The sequence below is a fragment of the Flavobacterium sp. MMS24-S5 genome, from assembly GCF_050320125.1.
Lineage (GTDB): Bacteria > Bacteroidota > Bacteroidia > Flavobacteriales > Flavobacteriaceae > Flavobacterium > Flavobacterium tyrosinilyticum.
Genome location: NZ_CP190016.1, coordinates 2,512,271 through 2,536,859, shown reverse-complemented (window position 1 = coordinate 2,536,859; position 24,589 = coordinate 2,512,271). Strand labels below are relative to the sequence as shown.

Sequence of the window (24,589 nt, the reverse complement as noted above, 5' to 3'; positions counted from 1 at the left end):
AGGAGGAGTGGTATTTGAAATCAGCCAAAAAGAATGCTAGCAACATCTTCAATTTTAGCAACCAATTCGATTTTTATTCCAGTATTTTTTAAAGCAATTTTATTGTATTTAGAAACAAATATGGTGTCGAAACCTAATTTTTCAGCTTCCTGAATGCGTTGGTCTACACGATTAACAGGACGAATTTCGCCAGAAAGTCCAACTTCGCCAGCAAAACAAAATCCTTTTCCAACCGGAATATCTTCGTTTGAAGATAAAATGGCAGCCACAACAGCCAAGTCAATTGCGGGATCATCTACAGAAATTCCGCCAGTAACATTCAGAAAAACGTCTTTTGCGCCTAAGCGAAATCCAGCTCTTTTTTCTAAAACAGCCAAAATCATGTTTAGCCTTTTTGCGTTGTAACCTGTTGTACTTCTTTGTGGTGTTCCATAAACAGCTGTACTCACTAAAGATTGTATTTCGATCATCAATGGACGCATGCCTTCTAAAGTTGTCGCAATTGCAGTTCCCGATAATTCTTCGTCTTTATGAGAAATCAGAATTTCAGAAGGATTGCTAACTTCTCGTAATCCGCTTCCCAACATTTCATAAATTCCAAGTTCTGATGTAGAGCCAAAACGGTTTTTAAGCGAACGCAAAATTCGATAAATATGATTTCTGTCGCCTTCAAATTGGAGCACAGTATCGACCATATGCTCTAGAATTTTTGGTCCAGCGATATTTCCGTCTTTTGTAATGTGCCCAATCAAGATTACGGGGATATTACTTTCTTTAGCAAATTTGATTAGTTCAGCAGTGGTTTCGCGAATTTGAGAAATACTTCCCGCAGTCGATTCGATATAATCGGTATGCAAAGTCTGAATCGAGTCGATTATGACTACTTCAGGTTGAATGGTTTCAATTTGTTTAAATATATTCTGCGTTTTGGTTTCAGTAAGAATATAACAGTTGTCGCTGTTTGGCGTAATTCTCTCTGCGCGCATTTTAATTTGTTTCTGGCTTTCTTCTCCAGAAACGTATAAAGTTTTGTATGGTAATTTTAAAGAAACTTGAAGCAAAAGTGTACTTTTTCCGATGCCGGGTTCACCGCCCAAAAGTGTCAGAGATCCAGGGACAAGTCCGCCACCTAAAACACGATTCAATTCGCTATCAGTAGTGTCCATTCGAACTTCCTGTGTAGAATCAATTTCGTTAATTTTTAAAGGTTTTGGTGCTTTGCTTGTCGGAGTAGGTTCACTTTTCCAAGCGACCTTGTCTTGTTTTTGAATGATTTCTTCGGCAATCGTATTCCATTCTTTGCACGCGTTGCATTGCCCTTGCCATTTAGCATATTGGGTTCCGCAGTTTTGGCAGAAAAAGGAAGTTTTAACTTTTGACATTATTTACTTTTTTTAGCAAGTGTATTCATTTCGTCAATTTTCTCATACATCAAGTCTTTGTTCAAATCACCAATTGGCTCCATTTGTGAAGCGTTTTGGTATTTTTTCGAAGCATGTTTAGGGTCGCCCATTTTTTCGTACATCAAACCTAATTCATATTCTCCCAACATGGCTTTAGGGTAATTTACATTTCCTATTTCAGCCATTTTCCCTAGTTCACTGTAAGCATTTCTTTTTAAAATAAGATTTTCTATTACTTTAAAATCGCTCATTCTAACAGGAATTTGAACTCCTAAAGCTTCAGACATTGTAGCATATTTTTTTTCTAAATATTCTGCATAACCTTCTTGAAGAACCGCAATTTTGTCGTTGTATTCGGCAGAATTTATAGGACGGTATACTTCAAAAATCTGATATAATGCACTTGGTATAGAATGTAATACTTCTGTATAATGCGTTGCGCCTTTAAATACATCATATTTATAATTCACTAACGGATTATTGGCGATTTTAATATTGCTGTTTAATTTTTCTATTGGCTCTTTAATTTTTTTAATATCACCTTCTCCTGCAGAAAGATAATAGAAGACAGGGCTTTTTATTTTAGCAAATTTCTCTGCAATACGCACTTCCATTTTTGGGGCTAGCTCTGGACTTAAACAGATGTAGGCATTAAAAAGCGGGATTTCTTTGTACAAATAAAAATTGGCAAAACTTGCTGTTACATCATGACCTGCAATAAGTCTGAAAGGCGAAGTGCGATATTTTTTTTCGATATAAGGAATTAATTCTGCTCCAATAAATTCAAAAAATTTTGCTCCTTTTTCAAAAGGAAGACCTTCGTTTTGATCAATTGTTGTGTCTTCATAACGTTCTTCATCTTTGTTTTGATGAATTCCGATAATGATCATTTCTGGAATATCATCCCAATAAGTTCCATAACTTATGGCTCCAGAAAAAGGATCAAATAAGTAATCTCCATCCAATAAATAAAGAACAGGATATTTTTTGTCTTTGTTGGCTTCGTAAGAAGCAGGAAGTCCAATTGTAATTCTACGCTCTTCTCCGAGTTTTTCCGATTTAATGTTATCGAACGTTTTTTGGGCAAACGACGAAAACGAAATTAATAAAAACAGTAGGTAAACTTTTTTCATGATTTGTGGCATTTCAGTAAATTAAAAAGTATTGAAAATAGTGTAGCAATATACTATTTTATTTGCTTCTTTGTTAATGAGGTTAAAATTTGAAGCACAGTATTTTAGCGTCAAAATCATTTTGGATTAAGACAAAAGAAAGTTTTTTTGTGCAAAATTGACTTTTGACAAAGTAGGGGAATTCGGTAAGAAAAAGAAAATCTTAGGTTAAAGAATTGTCGTTTTCATTCGGGAAAATAATCCATGGTTTGAAGGTTTTTGCTTCTTCAAAATCCAAAGTAGCATAAGAAATGATAATGATGATATCATCTTTTTGCACTTTTCTAGCTGCAGGACCATTTAAAGTAATTTCTCCTGAATTTTTTTCACCTTTAATAGCGTAAGTCTCAAAACGCTCGCCATTATTAATGTTAACAATAGATACTTTTTCGCCTTCAATAATGTTTGAAGCCTCTAGTAGAGTTTCATCAATAGTAATGCTGCCAATGTAATTTAAATCGGCTCCAGTTACTTTAACTCGATGAATTTTTGATTTTATAACTTGAATTTGCATGCTGCAAAGTTAGATTAATTTAATGAAATGGTGTCAATCAGTCTTATAGAATTAACAAATACCGCTATAAATGCACGATATTTTTTATCATTCTCTTTCTTATCGATAGACAAAAGTGTAGATTCGTCAGCAATAACAAAATACTCCAGTTCGAACTCTTTGTTGTCTTTGAAGGAATTTTCTACAAATTCGATTGTTTCTTGCGGAGAGTGATTTTGGAAAATCTCTTTTGCCTCGGTTAAAACTTTGTAGATAATAGAAGCATCTTTTCTTTCTTGCGGAGTTAGACGTTCGTTTCTTGAACTCATTGCAAGCTCATTTTCTTCTCTAAAAATAGGACAACCGACAATGTTTACTGGTAAGTCAGTTTTTTCAACTAATTTTTTTACAATTTGAAGCTGCTGAAAATCTTTTTCTCCAAAATACGCATTTGTTGGAGTGACGATTTCAAAAAGACGTTTTACAATTGTTCCAACACCATTAAAATGTCCAGGTCTGAATTTTCCTTCCATCTGGTTTTCTAATCCGTCAAAATCAAAAGTCTGCGAAACGGTATTTCCTTCATAAATATCTTCGACTGAAGGTGCGTATAAAATAATTTTATCGCTTAATGTACGCATTTTCTTAACATCTTCTTCTAGTGTCCTAGGATATTTTGCTAAATCTTCGGCGTTGTTAAATTGAGTTGGGTTGACAAAAATACTTACTACTGTATCGTTGTTTTCTTTTAACGAACGTTGCATTAAAGCCAAATGTCCTTGGTGTAAAGCGCCCATTGTGGGTACAAATCCGATAGTAGAATTTGCGGTTTTGATAGTTTTAAGATAAGCTATCAACGCTGCTTTACTGTAGAAAATATGCATTGAGGTATTATTAAAATTTATGCAAACATAATATATTAGTTATAAACTGCATAAATTTTTGTAATTTTGCGACGTTTTTATTACCAAAATTAAGTAAAATACTATTATGAAAGATAAGAGGATATTATATGTATCATCTGAAGTCGTGCCTTACTTGGCTGAAAATGAGGTTTCTTTAATGTCTTATGACGTTCCGAAAATGATTAATGACCAAGGCGGTCAGATAAGAATTTTCATGCCAAGATATGGAAATATCAATGAGAGAAGACACCAATTGCATGAAGTGATTAGACTTTCAGGGATGAATTTGGTAGTGAATGACTTAGATATGCCGTTGATTATTAAAGTAGCTTCCATTCCGAAAGAAAGAATCCAGGTTTATTTTATTGATAACGACGAATATTTCAAACGTAAAGCCACTTTTACAGATGAAGAGGGCGCTTTATATCCAGATAATGACGAAAGAGCAATTTTCTTTGCAAAAGGCGTTGTGGAGACTGTGAAAAAATTAAACTGGGTTCCAGATATTATACACGTTCACGGTTGGCTTGCGGCAATGCTACCCATTTATATGAAGCATTATTATAAACACGAAGCACTATTTTCTGAAACGAAAATTATTACTTCTGTTTATGGGCAGTCATTTGATGAGAACCTAGATTTAGAAATGATAAATAAAGTTAAGTTTGATGGTGTTCCTCATGAAGCAGTGTCAGATTTGGAAGTGCCAAATTATGAGAATGTTTTAAAAGCTAGTATTTTACATTCTGATGGTGTGATCATTGCATCAGAGAATGTTTCTCCAAGTTTAACAAAATTTATAGAATCTTCAGGAAAACCTTTTTTACCTTTCGCCACGAAAGATGCATTTGCTGACGCTTATACAAATTTCTATAGAACATTTGGACTTTAAATTTTAATTTTATTTTTTGACATGTATAAAACTTCTTTTATTAAGAAAGCTCTTTTGGCTGTAATGGCTGTTTTTCTATATTCTTGTGACAAAGATTTTAATGCGATTGGTGATGGTTTGATTGGAGATGATCATTTTGGACTTGAAGCTGAAAAATACGATGTTGTAGCATTTAATCAAGAAGTTACCCCTATCCAGTCCAATACCATGACACCAAATGCCCTTGGTATTTTAGACAATCCGCTTTTTGCAAGCACTACGGCAAATTTTGTAACTCAGGTAGGACTTTCTAGTTATCCTATAAAAGTTGGGGATTCTCCAGTAATTCAAAGTGTTGTGCTTGAAATTCCATATTTCAGTCATGCAACAGCTACAGATAATGAAGGAAATACCACTTATGTATTAGATTCTATTTATGGAGACAAAAATGGAAAAATTAAATTAAGTGTTTATGAGTCTGGAATCCAGATGAGAAGCAGTTATTTAAGTGGAGGTACCCAGTTGCCACAGTTTTATTATACAGATCAAAACACTGATTTTTTCAACAATAAATTGGGAAATCGCTTAAATGATGAAAAAGCGACAGATGGAACTTTTAAAGATGATCAATTCTTTTTTGATGCGAATGAAATCAGAATCGAAACAACTGATGATAAAGGAGCAAAGACAACTACAAGAAAAGCACCTCAAATGACACTGCAGCTTAACAAGCAGTTTTTTCAAGATAGGATATTAAATGCAGATGCTTCAAAGCTTGCTGCAGAAGATGTTTTTCAAGAATATTTTAGAGGTTTGTACTTTAATGTTGAGAAATCGGGATCTAATCCAAGTAGTTTGGCACTGATGGATTTTTCTAAAGGTGTTATTACAATTAAATATAAAGCAAAAACTAGCTCAACTACAGATGATCCAGAAGCTACCGAAGACAAGGAGATTCTTTTAAACTTGAAAGGTACTTCTACAACCACGGCTAATTTTCTACAAGATACTAGAAATGCAGATTACCAAAGTGCTATAACAACAAACGTAAATAAAACAGATGGAGATGAAAGGCTTTATTTAAAAGGTGGAGTAGGCTCTTTGGCGGTGATAAAACTTTTTAATCCAACAGATGTTTTAAGTTATGATTCTAATGGTGCGGTAGTAAATGGAGCGAATGGAGTTTCTGACCAATTGGATGAAATTAGAAGTAATGTCACTATTAAGAATTGGAAAGTAAACGAAGCTAATTTAGTATTCTATATTGATGCTGATAAGATGGCTGGTGCACAAGAGCCAAATAGAGTGTATTTGTACAATTTGACAGATAATACCATTTTGGCAGATTACTCTACAGATGCTGTATCTGCTTATGGTGGAGTAATTAGTAAAGGTACTGATAAAAGAGGGAAAAGCTATAAAATTAGAATCACGAGCCATATTCGTAATTTAGTAAAAGATGCTACAGTTAAAAATGTTGATTTAGGCTTGGTTGTTTCTCTAAGCCCAACTACAGTTGCGTTTAATGCGCTTAAGGAGAAAAATGCTATTACTCCGGTAGTACCAAGAACATCATTATTAAATCCTCTTGGGACAATCATATATGGAGGAAAAGTCTCTACTTCTACTCCAGAAGATAAAAGATTGAAACTTGAGGTGTACTATACGAAACCAAATTAATAAATATATATGTGTGGAATTGTTGGATATATCGGTCATCGAGATGCCTATCCTATTGTAATAAAGGGATTAAAGCGTCTAGAGTACAGAGGATATGATAGTGCCGGCGTTATGTTGTATGACAACGAGTCGGGCATTAAAGTTTGCAAAACAAAAGGTAAAGTTTCTGATCTTGAAGCTAAAGCCGATGAAGGTTTTACTATAAACGGTAATATTGGAATTGGACACACGCGTTGGGCAACTCACGGGGTTCCAAATGATGTGAATTCGCACCCTCATCTTTCTAATTCTGGAGATTTAGCAATTATTCATAACGGAATTATCGAGAATTATGCGCCTTTAAAAGAGGAACTTATCAAAAGAGGTTATACTTTTAAGTCAGATACAGATACTGAAGTTTTAGTTAATTTGATAGAAGAAGTTCAAAAGAACGAAAATCTTAAATTGGGTAAAGCTGTTCAGGTTGCGTTAAACCAAGTTGTTGGTGCGTATGCAATTGCTGTTTTTGATAAAAAAAATCCGAATGAACTTGTGGCGGCTAGATTAGGTAGTCCGTTAGCAATTGGTGTTGGAGAAGGGGAGTATTTTATTGCTTCTGATGCTTCACCATTTATTGAATATACTTCTAATGCAGTTTATTTAGAAGATGGCGAAATGGCAAATATTAGATTGCATAAGCCAATTAAAATTAGAAAAATCCAAGATGACTCTTTAGTAAATCCATATATTCAAGAACTTCAAATGAATTTGGAGCAGATTGAAAAAGGAGGGTATGATCATTTCATGCTGAAAGAAATCTACGAACAGCCAAGTGTAATTAAAGATACCTACAGAGGAAGACTTCATGCCAATGAAGGAATTGTTCAGATGGCTGGTGTTGAGGATAATCTAGAGAAATTCTTAAACGCAAAACGAATCCTGATTGTTGCTTGTGGAACTTCTTGGCACGCAGGTTTAGTAGCAGAATATATCTTCGAGGAATTTACCCGTATTCCTGTAGAAGTAGAATATGCTTCTGAGTTTAGATACAGAAACCCAATCATCAACAAAGACGATGTAGTTATCGCTATTTCGCAATCTGGTGAAACTGCAGATACTATGGCGGCTATTAAATTGGCTAAAGAAAACGGAGCATTTGTATTTGGAGTTTGTAACGTAGTGGGATCTTCTATTTCTAGAGAAAGTCATGCAGGTGCTTATACGCATGCAGGTTCCAGAAATTGGAGTAGCTTCTACCAAAGCATTCACTACTCAAATTACTGTTCTGACGATGATTGCTTTACGTTTAGGAAAAGCAAAAGGAACATTGTCAAATACAGATTTCCATACTTATCTTCAAGAATTAGAAATTATTCCTGAGAAAGTTGCTGAAGCATTAGAAACTAATGATAAAGCAAAAGAAATTGCTGCTGCTTTTAAAGATTCACCAAACTGTCTTTATTTAGGTAGAGGATATAATTTCCCTGTTGCTTTAGAAGGTGCATTAAAATTAAAAGAGATTTCATACATCCACGCAGAAGGATATCCAGCTGCAGAAATGAAGCACGGTCCGATTGCTTTAATTGACGAATTTATGCCGGTTATTGTAATTGCTCCTAAACAAGGGCACTACGACAAGATTGTAAGTAACATTCAGGAAATTAAATCAAGAAGCGGTAAAATTATTGCTGTTGTTACAAAAGGTGATACTCAAGTTCGTGAATTGGCAGATTATGTAATCGAAATTCCAGAAACTTCAGATGCATTATCACCGTTAGTTACAACAATTCCGTTGCAACTACTTTCTTATTACATTGCTGTAATGAGAGGTTGTAATGTTGACCAACCACGTAACTTAGCAAAGTCGGTTACAGTAGAATAAAAATTCTATTAAATATTTATATGTTAAAAAAAGCGAGATTTAGGTCTCGCTTTTTTTTATTGTCAATAATTTTTTTAGGCATATGTATTTTTATGAAATTTTCAGTTTTTTGATTAAAATTTATATGTATGCATAGTATATTGGTTTTTCTTGTCATTTTATTTGTTTTTATTACAATAAATTGAATTAATAAATAGTTAAAATATTGTATAATTTGATAGTAAATATTTATTTTATTTAATGTTTTTTTATGTATATTAAAATATTTTCTTATTTTGGCTATATATACTAACGAAAAACTAACCCAAAATGAGAGTCTACTTGCTAATTATGTTGTTATTCAGCGGAGTGTCCTTTGCGCAGAATACAATTACTGGTTCGGTTACAGATGCTAATAAGCAATCTATCCCTGGTGCTAATGTTGTTGTTGTCGGAGAAAATAGTGGTGCTTCTACTGATTTCGATGGATCGTTTAAATTGACTACTAATGCTAAACTGCCTTTTTCTATAAAAGTTACAGCGGTAGGATTTGAGACTAAAACGATAAACGTAACAGCTGCAAATCAAAAAGTAAATGTGATTTTAAAAGATGAAGAAACAAAATTGGATGAAATTGTAGTTTCTGCATCAAGAACGCCAGAAAGAGTTCTGGAGTCTCCTGTAACCATTGAGAGAATGGGGGTTCAGGAAATCAAAAAGACAGCTTCTCCTTCTTTTTATGATGGTTTAGAAAATATGAAAGAAGTGCAGATGAACACAAGTAGTATGTCGTTCAAGTCGATAAATACTAGGGGATTTGCTACAGTAGCGAATACTCGTTTTATGCAGCTAGTAGATGGAATGGATAATTCGTCTCCGTTATTGAATTTTGTTTTAGGAAACATGATTGGGGTTTCGGAAATTGATGTTCAAAGTGTGGAGTTGCTTCCAGGGGCATCATCTGCTCTATACGGGGCTAATGCTTTTAATGGGATTTTGTTTATGACTAGTAAAAGCCCGTTTGTAGATCAGGGAGTTTCGGCTTATTTAAAGTATGGGATAACTTCTCAAGAGGCTGCAGGCACAAATGGCTATTATGATTTTGGTGTTCGATTTGCTCGTGCTTTTAATAAATATATTGCGGCTAAAGCAAACATTACTTACATGCAGGCTACTGATTGGTATGCTACAAATTATAATGACAAGACTAGGGCAGGTGTTGATAGAACGAACCCTAGTTATGATGGAATTAACGTGTATGGAGATGAAGCGGCTACAAATATTAAAGGTGTTGGTCAGAAGTTAGAAGCAATGGGTTTGATTCCAGCTGGGGCATCTAATCTTTTGCCGAATTCTATGGTTAGTAGAACAGGGTATAATGAAATTGATTTGACAGATAATAAAGCGGCGAATATGAAAGTTGATTTCTCTTTGCATGCAAGACCTTTTGGAGATGAAAGGTTGGAAGTTATCTGGCAGAGTAAAATTGGTACTGGTAATGCTGTTTATCAAGGGGCAAACAGGTATTATTTGAATAACTTTTTTATGTATCAGAATAAATTAGAGCTTAAAGGGAAAAACTTTTTTGTAAGAGGTTATATGACTGGAGAGGATGGAGGAAATTCTTATGATATGATTTTTACCGGTATTAATGTAAATAGAAAATGGAAAGACGATAATACTTGGTTTGGTCAATATGCTGGGGCTTTTATACAAGGAACTTTGGCAGGAATGAATCCGCAGCAAGCACATGCAGCGGCTAGATCTACAGCAGATACAGGCCGTTTTTTACCAGGAACGCCTCAGTTTAACAATGCGTTCAATCAGGTTATAAATGATCCAGATGTTTTAACTGGATCAAGATTGGTTGATAATTCAAAAATGTATCACTCAGATGCAAATTATAATTTCAGAGACGTAATAAAATTTGCTGAAATTCAAGTTGGAGGTTCTTTCAGAGCGTATGAGTTAAATTCTCATGGAAGAATTTACACGGATGCTAATAGTCAGATAAATTACAATGAATATGGTGCATATGCGCAATTGATGAAAAAATTTATGGACGACAGATTGAAGTTCACAGGGTCTATTCGTTATGATAAATCTAAAAACTTTGATGGTAATTTCTCTCCACGTTTATCTCTTGTGTACTCTGCAGGCGAAAAAAGAAATCATAATTTCAGAGGATCTTTCCAAACAGGTTTTAGAAATCCTACAACTCAAGATCAGTACATAGGATTTAATATTGGAAATGCGGTATTGTTGGGTTCTGCTCCTGATAACTTAACTAGATTTAACGAAACATTCAATTTAAGTGCAGAAGGCCAGCTTTATACAGGAAGTCCAACAAAAGTTATGAATGGTAATGATGCTTATGGGAACTCTTATATAGCAAGTTCGGTAACTGCATTTTCTGCAATGGCAGGAACAGATCCAGTTGGTGCTGCTGCGCTGTTGAAAAAATCTAGAGCTAATTATGTAAAGCCAGAAGAAGTAAAAGCGTTTGAGTTAGGATACCGTTCTGTTTTTGAAGGTACTTCAATAGATATTAATGGGTACTATAATATTTACAACAATTTTATTGGAAATTTAAATGTAGTTTCTCCTTTCTACGGAACTGCTCAAGATAATCCTAACATTGCTGCAGGAACTTCTGATCCGGGTGTTCAGTCAATTAGAGCGCTTCAAAATGGAGAATATAGAACGTATCAATTGTATACAAATTCAGATGTAGAAATAAATTCATTGGGATTTGGAGTTGGACTTTCTAGAAAAATTATTTCAAACTTTGAGTTGGGAGTGAACTACAATTATGCTCAGTTTGATTTTGATCAAGCAAAAGATCCAAGTTTTGAGCCTGGATTTAATACGCCAAAACATAGAATTAAAATGTCAATTGGAAATGATAAACTGTTTAAGAATTTCGGATTTAATGTTAGCGGAAGGTGGAACAGTGAATATTTATGGCAGGCTGGTTTTGCTGATGGTATAATTAAAGAGGCAACTGTAATTGATGCTCAGATTAATTATGGAATTCCGAAATTGAAATCGGTAGTAAAATTAGGAGCTGCTAATATTGGCGGTAAAGAATACTATCAAGTAATTGGAGCTGGGTTAATCGGACAGCAGTATTTTGCTTCTTGGACTATTAATCCATAATTGATTGTTTAACTCTTAGTCAAATTCATTATTTATGTTTCTCGATGCAGATTTGGAAACAGATAATTATAAAAAATTATAAATTATGATAAAAAATTTCAAATGGCTTTTATTGGTTTCGTTAACCTTTATGGCTTGTAATAGTGATGATGATGTGACTCCTCCAGTGGAGTCGTCTGATGGTAAGCCTTTGACCTCTGGATCTGCTGATTTTGCCAAATATGTTGCTTTAGGAGATTCTTTTGCGGCAGGATTTAGTGATAATGCTTTGTTTATTAAAGGTCAAGAAGGAGCCTATCCGAATATTTTAGCGCAGCAATTTGCTCTAGTGGGCGGGGGCGAATTCAAAACGCCTTTTGCAAATGATAATATCGGCGGTTTGCTTTTAGGAGGAAATGTTGTTGCTGGACCGCGTTTGTATTTTAATGGAACGCCTGTGCCGGTTACGGGAGTGCCAACAACTGAGGTTACAGCTCATTTGTCAGGAACATTTAATAATTTAGGAGTTCCTGGAGCAAAAAGCTTCCATTTGCTTGCTTCTGGTTATGGTAATGTTGCAGGTGTTGCTACAGGAACGGCAAATCCTTATTTTGCTCGTTTTGCATCTAGCGCGACAACAACTGTTTTGGCTGATGCTTTAAGTCAAAATCCAACTTTCTTTTCTTTATGGATTGGAGGGAATGATGAGTTGGGGTATGCTACTGCAGGTGGAGATCCTACTGTAAATCCATTAACGCCCCCAGCGACTTTTGAGGCAGCTTATAAAGGCTTAGTCGCTCAGCTTGTTGCAGGCGGAAGAAAAGGAGTTATAGCTAATTTGCCAAATATTACCACTCTTCCTCATTTTCATGTGATAGCATACAATCAGCTTACTCAGGCTAATTTAACAGTTGGAGGAGCGAGTATGGTTGGTACTTTAAATGCACAATTGTATGGGCCATTGAGTAATGCATTGAAATTTTTAGGGCAAGGGGATAGAATTAAACTTTTGTCTGCAACAGGAAATAATCCGTTGCTAATAGTAGATGAAACGTTGCCAGATTTGTCAGCCAATTTAAAAGCAGTGCTAATGGGTGGCGGATTAGATGTGAATACTGCTACAGCAATGGGAATGATTTTTGGAAGAGCAAGACAAGCGCTTCCTACAGATTTAATTGTTTTAGGAGCTTCGTCAAGAATTGGAAAAGCGCCATCGGTAGCTGCTGACGGAATCGCTTCTCCTTCTGCTTCACTCTCTCAATTAGGAATTACTTTTCCGTTGCCAGACAGATATGTTTTATTGCCTTCTGAAGTGGCAGAGATTGAAGTAGCGACTACAGCATATAATTCTGTAATTAAAGCAGCGGCTGAAGCAAATGGCTTGGCAATGGTTGATGCTAAAACAATTATGGATGATCTAAACAAGCCAAGCGGAGTTACAATGAATAGCTTTACATTAAAAGCGACATTTGTTACTGGCGGTATGTTTTCTTTAGATGGTGTTCATCCATCTCCAAGAGGATATGCTTTTATTGCTAATAAGTTTATCCAAGCGATTAATGCTAAATATGGTTCTAACTTAAAAGGTGTAGATATTGGTAATTATCAAGTTCTATTTCCGGCTACATTATAATGTATAACTATTTTTAACCTTAAAACCGCTCATTTTACCAATGAAGCGGTTTTTTTCATTTAATAAAAAAATGCTGTTTTTGTTATTTTTTAGCCAAGTTTTATGAATCAAACAAAATCATGCTATTTTTTATGAAAAAAAAATTGATTTTATATTTTAAAAAATTATCTTTGCGCTCTGAAAAAAGAGGTATTTTCGATAAACCTAAATAGCTATTTAATAAATACATAAGTAATGTCAAAAGTAATAGGAAAAGTTGCTCAAATCATTGCGAACGAGTAGTTGACGTAGTTTTCAACGGTAAAGATGTTGAACTTCCAAAAATTTATGATTCACTAGAAGTCACTAAAAAAGACGGAACTATCTTAGTTCTAGAAGTACAATCTCACATTGGGGAAAACACTGTTCGTACAATCTCTATGGACTCTACAGACGGTTTGTCTAGAGGATATGAGGTAGTTGGAACTGGAAATCCAATTCAAATGCCAATCGGTCCAGATGTATATGGAAGATTATTTAATGTTGTTGGAGATGCAATTGATGGTTTAGGTGATTTGCCAAAAACTGGAGAAAACGGTTTGCCAATTCACAGACAAGCTCCAAAATTCGAAGATTTATCAACTTCATCTGAAGTTTTATTCACAGGTATTAAAGTAATCGATTTGATCGAGCCTTACGCAAAAGGGGGTAAAATTGGATTGTTCGGTGGTGCTGGTGTTGGTAAAACAGTATTGATTCAGGAGTTGATCAACAATATCGCAAAAGGTCACGGTGGACTTTCTGTATTCGCAGGAGTAGGTGAAAGAACACGTGAAGGAAATGACTTGCTTCGTGAGATGTTAGAGTCAGGAATTATTAAATATGGTGATGATTTCATGCACTCTATGGAAAATGGAGGATGGGATTTATCTAAAGTAGATATGCCAGGAATGAGAGAGTCTAAAGCTACTTTCGTTTTCGGACAAATGAATGAGCCACCTGGAGCTCGTGCACGTGTGGCACTTTCAGGATTATCTATCGCTGAGTATTTCCGTGATGGAGCAGGATCTGACCAAGGTAAAGATGTATTATTCTTCGTTGATAATATCTTCCGTTTTACACAAGCAGGTTCTGAGGTATCGGCACTTTTAGGTCGTATGCCATCTGCGGTAGGTTACCAACCAACATTGGCAACTGAAATGGGTGCAATGCAAGAGCGTATTACATCTACAAACAAAGGATCTATTACATCTGTACAAGCGGTTTACGTTCCTGCGGATGACTTAACTGACCCGGCGCCAGCTACAACTTTCGCCCACTTAGATGCAACAACGGTATTGTCACGTAAAATTGCTGAGTTAGGTATCTACCCTGCGGTTGACCCGTTAGATTCTACTTCTAGAATCTTAACTCCTCAAATTTTAGGAAACGAGCACTACGACTGTGCGCAAAGAGTTAAAGAGATTCTTCAAAAATACAAACAATTACAAGATATCATTGCTATCCTTGGTATGGAAGAGTTATCTGAAGAGGATAAACTTTCAGTAGCAAGAGCACGTCGTGTACAACGTTTCTTGTCTCAGCCATTCCACGTAGCAGAGCAATTTACAGGTATCCCAGGTGTATTAGTTGATATTAAAGATACTATCAAAGGATTTAACATGATTATCGATGGTGAGTTAGATCACCTTCCAGAAGCAGCTTTTAACTTGAAAGGTTCTATTCAAGATGCAATCGAGGCTGGAGAGAAAATGTTAGCTGAAGCATAATAATCAAGCAGAGCTTGATAAAATCAAAAAAATAAAAATTCCAAATTCCAAGATTGGGATTTGGAATTTTATAATTTGGAATTTTAAAAAACAGTTATGATTTTAGAAATAGTATCACCAGAAGCGAAATTATTTTCAGGAGAGGTAACATCGGTTACTTTGCCAGGAGTTAATGGAAGTTTTCAGATTTTAAATCATCACGCGCCAATTGTTTCTATCTTAGAAGAAGGAACAATTAAAATTGCAGCTCCAAGCTTCAATTTTTCTAAAGAGGCTGCTGATAAATTTACGAGAGTTAATGACCAAACTTATACTTTAGAGATTAAGTCAGGAACAATCGAAATGAAAAACAATAAGATAATTGTTTTAGTTGACTAAGATAATTTCAAAATAAGCAGAAAAGCCAGACAGTATTGTCTGGCTTTTTTTATTTTATTACTTTTGAGCTATTAAAATCTCTTTATAAAATATTCGACCAATAGTAAAAGCTCAGTAAGCTTTTACAGTTTTGCTTCATGATTGGATAATGAAGCAACATTTTTTATGTCAAATTTTATAAAGAATATATGAAAAATATATCAAAAGTTGCTGTTCTTGGCGGCGGCGGAAGAACTGGAAAATATCTTGTAAACCAGTTATTAGAAAACGGATTTAGCGTAAAACTTCTATTGAGAAATCTGGACGATTTTACCATTCAAAACTCAAAAATAGAAATCATTAAAGGTGATGCTATTAATGAAGAATCAATAAACTTATTGCTTAAAGATTGTCAAGCAGTGGTCAGTACTATTGGTCAACGGCCAGGTGAGCCTATGGTTGCCAGTCAGGCAACAAAGAATGTTTTGAATGCCATGAAACATAACGGTATTGAGAGATATGTTTTATTGGCGGGTTTAAATATAGACACCCCATTTGATAAGAAGAGTCCGAAGACGATCATGGCAACGGATTGGATGAAAACGAATTATCCTGAAATCCAAAAAGACCGACAGTTTACCTATGATCTTTTGGTTGATAGTAAAATAGATTGGACACAGGTTCGTGTTCCTTTCATTGTTTTTTCTAATGACAGTTCTGAAATCGCTGTAAATATTGAAGATTGTTTGGGCGAAAAAATTTCGGCTTTAGATATTTCAAAGTTTATGGTAAAAGAAATGATCGAGTCAAATTATATTATGCAATCGCCTTTTATTAGTGCCATTTAAATTTAGAAAAACAGCGGATTTCATATAATCCGCTGTTTTGTTAATTCTAAAATGAATTGCCTAACTTTGATTTTATGAAGCCGCCAGAAAATCTTAATCGTAAATTAGAAAATTTTAGACAGGGAAATCAGTTTAGAAAACTTCCTGTGTTTAATAATCTGATTGATTTTTCTTCAAATGATTATATCGGATTTTCTAAATCGGAAGCTTTATTCAAACACACTCACGCTTATTTGCTAGAAAATGAGATTTTTCAAAATGGAGCTACGGGTTCTAGATTGACTTCAGGAAACCATTCTCTTTATCCAATTGCAGAAAGTTTTATAGCTCAATTTCATGAGGCAGAAGCGGCTTTAATTTTCAATTCGGGGTACAATGCCAATCTAGGATTTTTTAGCGCTGTACCGCAAGAAAATGATGTTGTTTTGTATGATGAATTATGTCACGCTTCTATAAAGGATGGTATTGCGATGTCTCGAGCAAATTCGCATGATTATATTCACAATGATTTTGAAGATTTAGAAAAATACATTCTTAAATTTCCAGATGCCACAATTTATATTGTAACCGAAACTGTTTTTTCTATGGATGGAGATAGTCCGAATTTAGAAGAATTGATACAGCTTTCAGAAAAATACAATTGTTATTTAATTGTTGATGAAGCTCACGCTTTGGGTGTTTTTGGAGAAAAAGGGGAAGGACTGACTCAGTATCTCAAACTACACGATAAATTTTTTGCTCGAATCGTAACTTTTGGAAAAGGTTTAGGATCTCAAGGAGCGACAATTTTAGGAAGTATTGAACTTAGAGAATATTTAATCAATTTTGCACACAGTTTTATTTTTACAACTGCTTTGTCGCCTCATGCTGTAGCAACAATTTTTATGGCTTATCAGCAATTAGAAATCGAAAAAGAGAGTATTGAAAAGCTTCGCCAGAATATTGTATTTTTTAATCAGCAGAAAAATTTGTTGGGTTTAAAACCAATGTTCGTTCACAGTAAATCTCCAATTCATTCTGCAATTGTTCCAGGAAATGAAAATGTCAAAAAGTTGGCAGAAGAACTTCAGAATAAAGGATTCGATGTGCAGGCGATCGTTTCGCCAATTGTTCCAGAAAATCAGGAACGTCTTCGTTTTTGTATTCACAGTTATAATTCGCAGGAAGAAATTAATCAGGTTTTAGCGCTATTAAGAGATTTTCTTTTTTAGATTCTAATTTTCAAGACTTAAATTTGAAAAAAAGAGTAAAGTTTTTTGTAACGTTTTGTTTATTCGATTACTTACAAGCTATAATCAAATAAACGATATTAAATCATGAAAACTAGATTTCAATTTATAGCAGCTTTACTTATATTCTTCTTTTTCGTTTGTAATGACATTTCAGCTCAAAGCAAAACTTCAAAACTGGAAAATTCTCTTCTTTGGGAAGTTTCAGGAAAAGGGCTTCAGAAATCTTCTTATTTATACGGAACGATTCATATGATCTGTTCAAAAGATTATTTTTTATCTGAAAAAGCCCAAAAAGCTTTTGAGAAATCGGATAAATTGTTTTTAGAAATCAACTTTACAGATCCGAACGAAATGAGCCAGATGCAGCAATTGGCAATGGGAAAAGAACCTTTGAGTAAAAAGCTAACACCAGAACAACTTACAAAATTAGATTCTATTTTAAAGAAGAGCACTGGAATGTCGGTACAGCAAGTAGACAGTTTTAATCTTGTGACGGTTTTGAGTCTGATTTCTATGAAAAGTTTTGGTTGTACAGATTTGAAGTTTTATGAAATGGAGTTTTCAGATGCAGCCAAAAAAAGGAATGTTTCTATTTCGGGATTAGAATCTGTCAAGTCTCAATTCGAAATTCTTGAAAATGCTTATTCTACAGATGAAATGCTGGCGCTTTTGGAAGAATCAACTCCTGAAGAAACAATTGAATTAGTAGATACCTACAAGAAAGAAAACATTGAAGCGATGTATGCATTTAGTACAGATAAACGATTTACAAGTGAAAAAACTAAAAAGCAGATTCTTGATAATAGAAATTTAAACTGGGTAAAACAAATGCCGGAGTTATTAAAGCAAAATGGTGTTTTTATTGCTGTTGGTGCAGCGCATTTAGGAGGTGAGTATGGAGTTATTAATTTATTGAGAAAAGAAGGATATACTGTAAAATCTGTAATGAACTAAAGCTGTTTTGAAAGAGAAGGAACAAGAGTTTTTAAATCGAATAGAAAGCCATAAAGGAATTTTGTATAAAGTTTCTAAGATGTATATGGATAATTCTGATGATCAGCAGGATTTGTTTCAGGAGATTGTATGCCAACTCTGGAAATCATATGAATCTTTTCGGAACGAAAGCCAGTTTTCGACATGGATGTACAGAGTAGCAGTAAATACGGCAATTGTCTTTTTGAGGAAAGAAAAACGGAAGGTAGACAGGTATGAAATCGCTTCAGAAAATGTAAAAGATGATGAAGGAGATTCTCATATAAAAGAAAGTCAGTTGGATCATTTATACAAAGCAGTACAGAAACTTGAAAAAATAGATAAGGCTATCATTTTCTACCAACTGGAAGGATTCTCTCATAAAGAAATAGGAGAAAATCTAGGAATTTCTGAAGGGAATGCTAGAGTGAAATTGAATAGAGCCAAAGAAAAATTAAAAGAAATTATTAAAAAACAAGGATATGGATTTTAACGACATACAAAATGCATGGAATAACGAAAAACCTGAAAATGTTGTTCTGCCATCAAACTTAGAAAAGATTCAATCTGCTAATACGCCATTAGACAAAATCAGAAAAAATCTAAAAAATGAATTTATCTATCAAATTGTATCCATAATTTTTATGGGAACAATTCCGCTAATTTGTCATTTTAATACACAGATGATTTTTTTATACTATTTAATCTATAGCTTGTTTTTGGCTGTTTGCGTTTATTATTTAGTAAAATTATATTTCTTTTTTAAAAGATTGAATGCAACAACATTGAAAACAAAAGATAGTTTGTATGAGACGTATTTTGATATTAGACTGAATATGGAATTGTACAAAACATTTGGCTTCTCGCTAACTCCTTTTATCGTTGTTTACTTATTGGGCTTTTATTTTTATGGCCTTTCTGAAAAATCGGGTTTATTAAATCACGAATTTACTAATGGACAATTATTTGGTTTTTTTGCTATCATTGTTTTTACGGTACTTTCTATGGGGATTTCTTTAGAATGGTGGGTTCAGAAGTTTTATGGAAAATACGCTAAAGAGATTAAAAAAGTAATTGACGAGTTGAAAGAAGAATAAAAACAAGAAACCCATCAATGATGGGTTTCTTGTTTTTTAATTGAATATAATTTTCTTCGTGACTACATGACCATTTTCTAGAATTACTTTTACTAGTAAAACCTGATTGCTAGAATGTAAATTTGTAATCTCTAATTCTTTTGCATCTATTTTACTTTTGTTGTAAAGCAATTGTCCGCCTATAGTATAGATTTGTACTTCTTTAATATTTTCAGTTCCGCTAACTGCATTTATTACTTTTGATTTTATCGAAACTAAAACTCCATTTTCTAAATTTTCAAAATCATCGGTACCTAATGTTTTATTGGTATAACGTAATACAAAACGATCTGTAAAAGTTCCGATGCCAGTTTTGAAAGTATAATTTGAAGCGCGAAGATCTGTTATAGTGCCTGTTGTTTTATCTTCCAGATAAACCGCTTGTTTGTTAAAAAATCCATCTGCATGATCTATCGAGATTGTAAGCTGAGTTTCAGCGACTGATTTATAGCCAAGAGGAATTCCTTCTGTATTGTCAAAAGGCAAACTTCTCGCTTGGATTGACAGCTTTTGGGCCTCATTGATCGTATAGAAGTCTATGTAAGAGTTACCTGCTAGCGTAACAGCATCATAATTGTAATCGAAGCTGTTTGTTGCGCCTTCTGCGTATCCGATCAATATTTGTTTATAGGCATCGTCGGTATTGCTTAGATTTAACCATAAGCGGTTTACTTCAATTGCGGATTCCTTTGATGTAGTTTTAAAAAATTGTGAGTTCTGCGCTTTTATACGCTGGCCATTATTAAATTTAACTGAAGTAACTTTTGGTTTTATAAAGAAACCTTGGCCTACGCCAATATATCCCGAAGGAGTCTCGCCTCCAGTTGTAGCCCTTGTTGCTCCAAGCAATGTGAATACTGCATAATCGGGACTACTGTATTTGTAGGTATTGCTTCCTTCCGCTTTTTTTGGCAGCGATACATGCGTCCAGAAGTATAGTGCTCCAACATCTCCATTATCGGTAATGAATTTTCGGCCATCGATAGCAGATGGGTAAGGGTTTCCGATAAGAATATATTTATCTGCTGTGGTTGAAATTGGAATGTCTCCATTATTAGGTGTTCCAAAGAATTTTCCAATAAATTCAGCAGGAGTTTCAGTGCTAAAAGACTGCGGGCCTCTAATGCTATAGCCTATCCCAGGTTTCATTTCCATATTGCCGTAAAGATCTGTTGCCCACTTGAAACTAGAAGACCAATAGGAATATTTGTCAAATAAAGTTTCTGGAGATAAATCTTTCATCATAAAACCATCTTGTTTCGTTGAAGTGATAGGACTTGACCAATAAGTCAAATCAAAACGGCGAATTTTGGTTGTTCTTTCTATTTGAAAAGCAGTATTGCTTCCTGTAAACATATTTTTACTTGTAGAAGTTTGAAGAAATGATCCTCCGTCTAAAATTAAAAGTTTTCCTCCTGTACCAACGTTTACATTTTCATCAACAGTTAAAGTAACATCTTTTGGAACTGTTAATGTGATATTCGGATTTATGGTACAAGAACAAACTGTAATATCTGACTTTAGTTCTGTATTTGCACTTATCACTAAAGAGCTACCATTCGGAATAGTGCCAGTTCCATTGTATACAATATCCGTTTTGGTAAAATTAATTCCAAGATTAGCATCACCACCATCTTCTCTTAAGCGTATTTCTACTTTAGATTCGCTGTTTAAAGGGTAAAGGTCTCCTCCGTTAATTAAATAAGTAGCATTGTCCCACCCATCTTTAGAAAAGATTAATTTATCATCGATATAAAGCTGAACAGCATCATCATGATTCATATGTTTTAACTGATATAATCCACAATCGAAACTTTTACGTTTGTAAACCACAGTAAAATTGTTGTCTGGTACTTGAGAACCTTGCCAAATGGTTGCAGACGAAGGTGATTTGTCTTTTGGCCAATAATTTGTTGAATCAGGATTTAAATGAGGATCAACATAATAACCAGCATATCTAACATTTTGTAAGGTTATATCGTTGTTAACATAACCATAAACGTTCCATACTTTGTCTCCATATTCAGTAGGATTTCCTTTTTGTATGCCAATGAAAAAAGAAACTCTTGAGTCTCCGCCGTCTTCATAATACTCTAGAACAAATTTATGTTGGCCTATAGTTAGATTTTGTGTAGCGTAATCCATAGTAAAACCGTGACCATTCCATCTTGTTATAACTGGAACAGATGCATCATCGACATAAAGTCTTACTCCATCGTCGCTTCCAATATCAAAACTATATACGCCAGCTTCGGTAATATCAGCAAGCATTTTATATCGTACAAAGAATCGGTCAGAAGGAGCAGCATCACAAGCAAAATTTGAAGTTAGACCTGTAACAGAACCACCTCCAATATTTCTATCAAAGTTTTTGTTTTCAGATACAGTTCCTATGTAAGTTGCAATGCTAGTACTTGGTAAAGCTGGATATGAAACATTTGGAGGCATGGCAGCATTATTTGCCATTTTATAAACATAGCCAATCCAAGCATTAGATCCAAAAGAAGTTTGATCTCCAATTGGAGTACATGGTGGGGCGGTAACGTTTACAGTTACGGTTGTTGTCGAATAATTTGTTCCATTTGAGATAGTGTATTCAAAAGTTGTTGTTCCAACGAAACCAGCTGTTGGCGTGAAGGTAACATTTGTTGTACCATTAACTACAACAGATCCTCCCGTTGTTGGTTGTGTAGCATTAATGGACGCTAATGGAGTATAATTTTCATCGTTTGCTAAAATTGGAATGTTAATAGCGGTGGCTGAATTTGTATTTGCAGTATCTGGATTAGCAGTGATTAAGTTTGAAGGCTCGACAATACCAGTAAGAGTTGGTCCAACTTCTCCACCATAATCATGCTTTATTTTAAAATATCCGTTATATAAATTTTGAACAGCGTACGGATATATTCTGATGTAAAATGTTTGATTCGTATTGCTTGAAACTGTTGTTCCTGTTGGAAAATTTAGAGTAACTGGAGTATCGGCCCTTTTTACTGCTGTTGTTGGTCCCAAAAGGACTGTTCCTCCACTAGGGAAAGTCGGATCAGTTGAATAATGTACCTCAAACATCGAAGCACCTTCAGATCCGGATGGAGAATTATATATAAAATTGAATTGTGTAAGCGTTAATTTATAATTTGTTTTTGGTGTAATACTCATTTGAACATATCTGTTCAATGTTAATGTTGTTGAACCTCCGTTTTCTAATTTTTTAACGTTAAAATAGTCAGGGTTGCTGTTTGTAATAAATTCAAACCCAGTTCCAGTAATATCATTTCCAGTTATGTTAGGGTCGGTTACAACTGCTTTTGGTTGGGCTAAAATTCCATTCCAAATAATTAATTTTGGACTTAGATCTGTTACATATACAACGACAGTTGCCGTAGAAGTTCTGGCTCCATTTGTTAGCGTGTAAGTAAATGTAGATGTTCCCTTAAAATTTGTTGCAGGAGCAAATGTAAAGATGTTTCCGTTCCTGCTAACTGTTCCTTCGGTTGCTGATGGTTGCGTAAAAGTTATACTTGCACCAGAGGTATTAGTATCATTCGTCAACGGATTAAATGAAATAGTACGTTTTTCTTGTGTAGTCACAAGATCATCATTTGCATTTAAAACAGTTGGATCATAAGCAGAAACTGTTCCAGTAATTGTTGGGCTAGTGTTTCCTGCTTCTGTAGCAGTATTACGATTCATTAAAAATAGAGGCGAGTTATCGTCTTTACCCGATTGTAATTTGTAACCATAAATACGAAGCGTTAATTTTTCTCCAGCGTAAAGAGTTATTTTAGATAAATCTATTGACTTGTTTACTTTGCCAGCTTGAGTTGGTTCATCTAGTAATAAGGTGCTAGTAGCGAAATCATCTTTAGAATAGCGTACTTGATATCTTTTTACGTACAAATTACCATCTCCTTTATAGGTGAAATTGTAAGCTCCAAGTTTTATTTTGTATCCAGTTTTAGCTGATACTGTAACCTGAAAGTATTTATTTTCATCTATGCTGAAAGAAAATGGCCAAGAACTTCCTTTAAAACCTTCCCATTGTATAGGCTGAAATGAGATTCCATTTGCGCTTAGGTTTTCAGCAGATACTGCATTACTGTATGCTGGGGTAACATTAGCAGTTGTAGCACCAGATGGATCGTCCCATTTGACTAAATTAACTTGAGAAACTCCCAAAAAAGGCAATAAAAACAAAAGTAAAAGTAAAGTTTTTTTCATGTTAAATGTTTTCTATCAATTTGTTATGCTGGCATAAGACTTTTCGAACCGCGCAAAGATATACACATCTACGAGCTACAATTTGATAGGGTTTTGGGAACCCTCATTTAATCGATGAATTGTTAAAATAGTCGATGAACTACATTAAAAATTTTAATGTTCGGCAAATATTCTTATAAAATCATGAAAAATATTATAAGAATATTCGTAAAATAAGAAGCTTTTAAAGACTGTTTTTTGAGTTTTTTGACTAAAAAACGTCAGATTTGCTATAAATTCTTCAAAAACGGAATAATTTATAACTGAAGAGAATGTGCCTTTTGAGGTGTTTAAAAGGGGAGTAGAGAATTTTAAATAATTTAGAAAAGTTGCAAATATTCTCTTTTTTGAGTGCTGAAAAATGAACTTAGTTTTCTTCTAATTCTTTTGCTTTTTCGTAAACTAAATTACTTTCATAACCTCTTCGAAGCATGTAGTCGCAAAATTTTTTACGTTTTTTGAGAAGATTGGTTTCAGAAATAGAATTCCAAGATCTTTCTGCAAGATTTTCAAAAGTTTCAAAATACTCTTCAGAAGAAATTTCTTTCAGAGCCAAAGTAATATTGGTTGAAGAAATATTTCTTGCTTTCAATTCATTTGTAATTCTGATTTTTCCCCAATGTTTAATCCGGTGTTTGCCTCTTGCGAAGCTGCAAGCGAAGCGAGTTTCATTTAAAAAATTCCCTTCAATTAGCTGTACTAGAACAATATCAATCTCATCACGAGTCATTTTTAGGCTATATAGTTTAGCCACAACTTCATCATGACAGCGCTCTTGATAAGCACAAAAGTGCTCTAACTTTTGTAAAGCTTCTTTAATGGTGAAAGTGCTGTTCGTCGGGTTTTTCATGCGTTTTAACGTTTAAATTCAGTTATGCTCGATTTGTTATAAAATAATTCT

At 34.3% G+C, this 24,589-nt stretch carries 16 protein-coding genes and 2 pseudogenes; 12 read left to right on the top strand and 6 right to left on the bottom strand.

The genetic code is table 11. The features are described from left to right. Window positions 1–20: 20 nt before the first annotated feature. From radA to panC, 4 genes are all read right to left on the bottom strand, one after another. Window positions 21–1,382 (bottom strand): DNA repair protein RadA, encoded by a 1,362-nt coding sequence (radA, locus tag ACPWTF_RS11720; protein ID WP_095930311.1) that lies wholly within the window; start codon window positions 1,380–1,382, stop codon window positions 21–23. Beyond that, a complete protein-coding gene (locus ACPWTF_RS11715; RefSeq protein ID WP_427875554.1) occupies window positions 1,382–2,536 on the bottom strand; it encodes an alpha/beta hydrolase in 1,155 nt (384 codons plus the stop codon). The genes radA and ACPWTF_RS11715 overlap by 1 nt, the downstream gene beginning before the upstream one ends. A gap of 202 nt (window positions 2,537–2,738) precedes the next feature. Further along, window positions 2,739–3,089 carry an aspartate 1-decarboxylase gene (gene panD, locus ACPWTF_RS11710; protein WP_008465481.1) on the bottom strand — a complete coding sequence of 117 codons (351 nt, stop codon included), beginning with the start codon at window positions 3,087–3,089 and terminating at the stop codon, window positions 2,739–2,741. Between the two features lie 14 nt (window positions 3,090–3,103). Beyond that, window positions 3,104–3,952: a pantoate--beta-alanine ligase gene (panC, locus tag ACPWTF_RS11705; protein WP_095930312.1), complete on the bottom strand. Its 849-nt coding sequence runs from the start codon at window positions 3,950–3,952 to the stop codon at window positions 3,104–3,106. Window positions 3,953–4,058: 106 nt separating this feature from the next. On the opposite strand from panC, the gene ACPWTF_RS11700 reads away from it, so the two are divergent. The 12 genes and pseudogenes from ACPWTF_RS11700 (at window position 4,059) to ACPWTF_RS11645 (ending at window position 19,389) form a co-directional block, all read left to right on the top strand. After that, a complete protein-coding gene (locus tag ACPWTF_RS11700) occupies window positions 4,059–4,865 on the top strand; it encodes a glycogen/starch synthase (protein ID WP_095930313.1) in 807 nt (268 codons plus the stop codon). Between the two features lie 21 nt (window positions 4,866–4,886). Next, complete coding sequence (locus tag ACPWTF_RS11695; RefSeq protein ID WP_427875553.1) at window positions 4,887–6,524, top strand: DUF4270 domain-containing protein; 1,638 nt, start codon at window positions 4,887–4,889, stop codon at window positions 6,522–6,524. A gap of 9 nt (window positions 6,525–6,533) precedes the next feature. Beyond that, window positions 6,534–8,385, top strand: a pseudogene (glmS, locus tag ACPWTF_RS11690) (glutamine--fructose-6-phosphate transaminase (isomerizing)). Window positions 8,386–8,694: 309 nt separating this feature from the next. Further along, complete coding sequence (locus ACPWTF_RS11685; RefSeq protein WP_427875552.1) at window positions 8,695–11,523, top strand: TonB-dependent receptor; 2,829 nt, start codon at window positions 8,695–8,697, stop codon at window positions 11,521–11,523. Window positions 11,524–11,608: 85 nt separating this feature from the next. After that, a complete protein-coding gene (locus ACPWTF_RS11680; protein ID WP_427875551.1) occupies window positions 11,609–13,135 on the top strand; it encodes a G-D-S-L family lipolytic protein in 1,527 nt (508 codons plus the stop codon). Between the two features lie 234 nt (window positions 13,136–13,369). Next, a pseudogene (atpD, locus tag ACPWTF_RS11675) lies at window positions 13,370–14,883 on the top strand (F0F1 ATP synthase subunit beta). Between the two features lie 96 nt (window positions 14,884–14,979). Beyond that, window positions 14,980–15,261 carry a FoF1 ATP synthase subunit delta/epsilon gene (locus ACPWTF_RS11670; protein ID WP_095928500.1) on the top strand — a complete coding sequence of 94 codons (282 nt, stop codon included), beginning with the start codon at window positions 14,980–14,982 and terminating at the stop codon, window positions 15,259–15,261. 188 nt (window positions 15,262–15,449) lie between these two features. Next, window positions 15,450–16,088 (top strand): NAD(P)-dependent oxidoreductase, encoded by a 639-nt coding sequence (locus ACPWTF_RS11665; protein ID WP_427875550.1) that lies wholly within the window; start codon window positions 15,450–15,452, stop codon window positions 16,086–16,088. Between the two features lie 74 nt (window positions 16,089–16,162). After that, window positions 16,163–17,299, top strand: coding sequence for an aminotransferase class I/II-fold pyridoxal phosphate-dependent enzyme (locus ACPWTF_RS11660; protein WP_427875549.1), 1,137 nt, complete (start codon window positions 16,163–16,165; stop codon window positions 17,297–17,299). Window positions 17,300–17,404: 105 nt separating this feature from the next. Then, entirely contained in the window at window positions 17,405–18,274 is an 870-nt protein-coding gene (locus ACPWTF_RS11655) for a TraB/GumN family protein (protein ID WP_427875547.1), read from the top strand. 7 nt (window positions 18,275–18,281) lie between these two features. After that, window positions 18,282–18,785 carry an RNA polymerase sigma factor gene (locus ACPWTF_RS11650; protein WP_427875546.1) on the top strand — a complete coding sequence of 168 codons (504 nt, stop codon included), beginning with the start codon at window positions 18,282–18,284 and terminating at the stop codon, window positions 18,783–18,785. Further along, window positions 18,775–19,389, top strand: a complete 615-nt coding sequence (locus ACPWTF_RS11645; protein WP_427875545.1) for a hypothetical protein — start codon at window positions 18,775–18,777, stop codon at window positions 19,387–19,389. Before ACPWTF_RS11650 ends, ACPWTF_RS11645 begins: the two co-directional genes overlap by 11 nt. A 36-nt stretch (window positions 19,390–19,425) precedes the next feature. On the opposite strand, the gene ACPWTF_RS11640 is transcribed toward ACPWTF_RS11645, so the two are convergent. Together ACPWTF_RS11640 and ACPWTF_RS11635 are read right to left on the bottom strand one after the other, a co-directional pair. Further along, window positions 19,426–23,649, bottom strand: a complete 4,224-nt coding sequence (locus ACPWTF_RS11640; RefSeq protein ID WP_427875544.1) for an Ig-like domain-containing protein — start codon at window positions 23,647–23,649, stop codon at window positions 19,426–19,428. 406 nt (window positions 23,650–24,055) lie between these two features. After that, on the bottom strand, window positions 24,056–24,538 hold the full coding sequence (locus ACPWTF_RS11635) for a regulatory protein RecX (RefSeq protein ID WP_427875543.1): 483 nt from the start codon (window positions 24,536–24,538) through the stop codon (window positions 24,056–24,058). Window positions 24,539–24,589: the final 51 nt, after the last annotated feature.

Bases quoted from the DNA above. Each gene is read 5' to 3' on its own strand.
- ACPWTF_RS11685 (WP_427875552.1), top strand. From the start codon at position 8,695: ATGAGAGTCTACTTGCTAATTATGTTGTTATTCAGCGGAGTGTCCTTT.
- panD (WP_008465481.1), bottom strand. From the start codon at position 3,089: ATGCAAATTCAAGTTATAAAATCAAAAATTCATCGAGTTAAAGTAACT.
- ACPWTF_RS11640 (WP_427875544.1), bottom strand. From the start codon at position 23,649: ATGAAAAAAACTTTACTTTTACTTTTGTTTTTATTGCCTTTTTTGGGA.
- panC (WP_095930312.1), bottom strand. From the start codon at position 3,952: ATGCATATTTTCTACAGTAAAGCAGCGTTGATAGCTTATCTTAAAACT.
- ACPWTF_RS11680 (WP_427875551.1), top strand. From the start codon at position 11,609: ATGATAAAAAATTTCAAATGGCTTTTATTGGTTTCGTTAACCTTTATG.
- ACPWTF_RS11665 (WP_427875550.1), top strand. From the start codon at position 15,450: ATGAAAAATATATCAAAAGTTGCTGTTCTTGGCGGCGGCGGAAGAACT.
- ACPWTF_RS11660 (WP_427875549.1), top strand. From the start codon at position 16,163: ATGAAGCCGCCAGAAAATCTTAATCGTAAATTAGAAAATTTTAGACAG.
- ACPWTF_RS11700 (WP_095930313.1), top strand. From the start codon at position 4,059: ATGAAAGATAAGAGGATATTATATGTATCATCTGAAGTCGTGCCTTAC.
- ACPWTF_RS11670 (WP_095928500.1), top strand. From the start codon at position 14,980: ATGATTTTAGAAATAGTATCACCAGAAGCGAAATTATTTTCAGGAGAG.
- ACPWTF_RS11635 (WP_427875543.1), bottom strand. From the start codon at position 24,538: ATGAAAAACCCGACGAACAGCACTTTCACCATTAAAGAAGCTTTACAA.
- ACPWTF_RS11645 (WP_427875545.1), top strand. From the start codon at position 18,775: ATGGATTTTAACGACATACAAAATGCATGGAATAACGAAAAACCTGAA.
- ACPWTF_RS11715 (WP_427875554.1), bottom strand. From the start codon at position 2,536: ATGAAAAAAGTTTACCTACTGTTTTTATTAATTTCGTTTTCGTCGTTT.
- ACPWTF_RS11695 (WP_427875553.1), top strand. From the start codon at position 4,887: ATGTATAAAACTTCTTTTATTAAGAAAGCTCTTTTGGCTGTAATGGCT.
- ACPWTF_RS11655 (WP_427875547.1), top strand. From the start codon at position 17,405: ATGAAAACTAGATTTCAATTTATAGCAGCTTTACTTATATTCTTCTTT.
- radA (WP_095930311.1), bottom strand. From the start codon at position 1,382: ATGTCAAAAGTTAAAACTTCCTTTTTCTGCCAAAACTGCGGAACCCAA.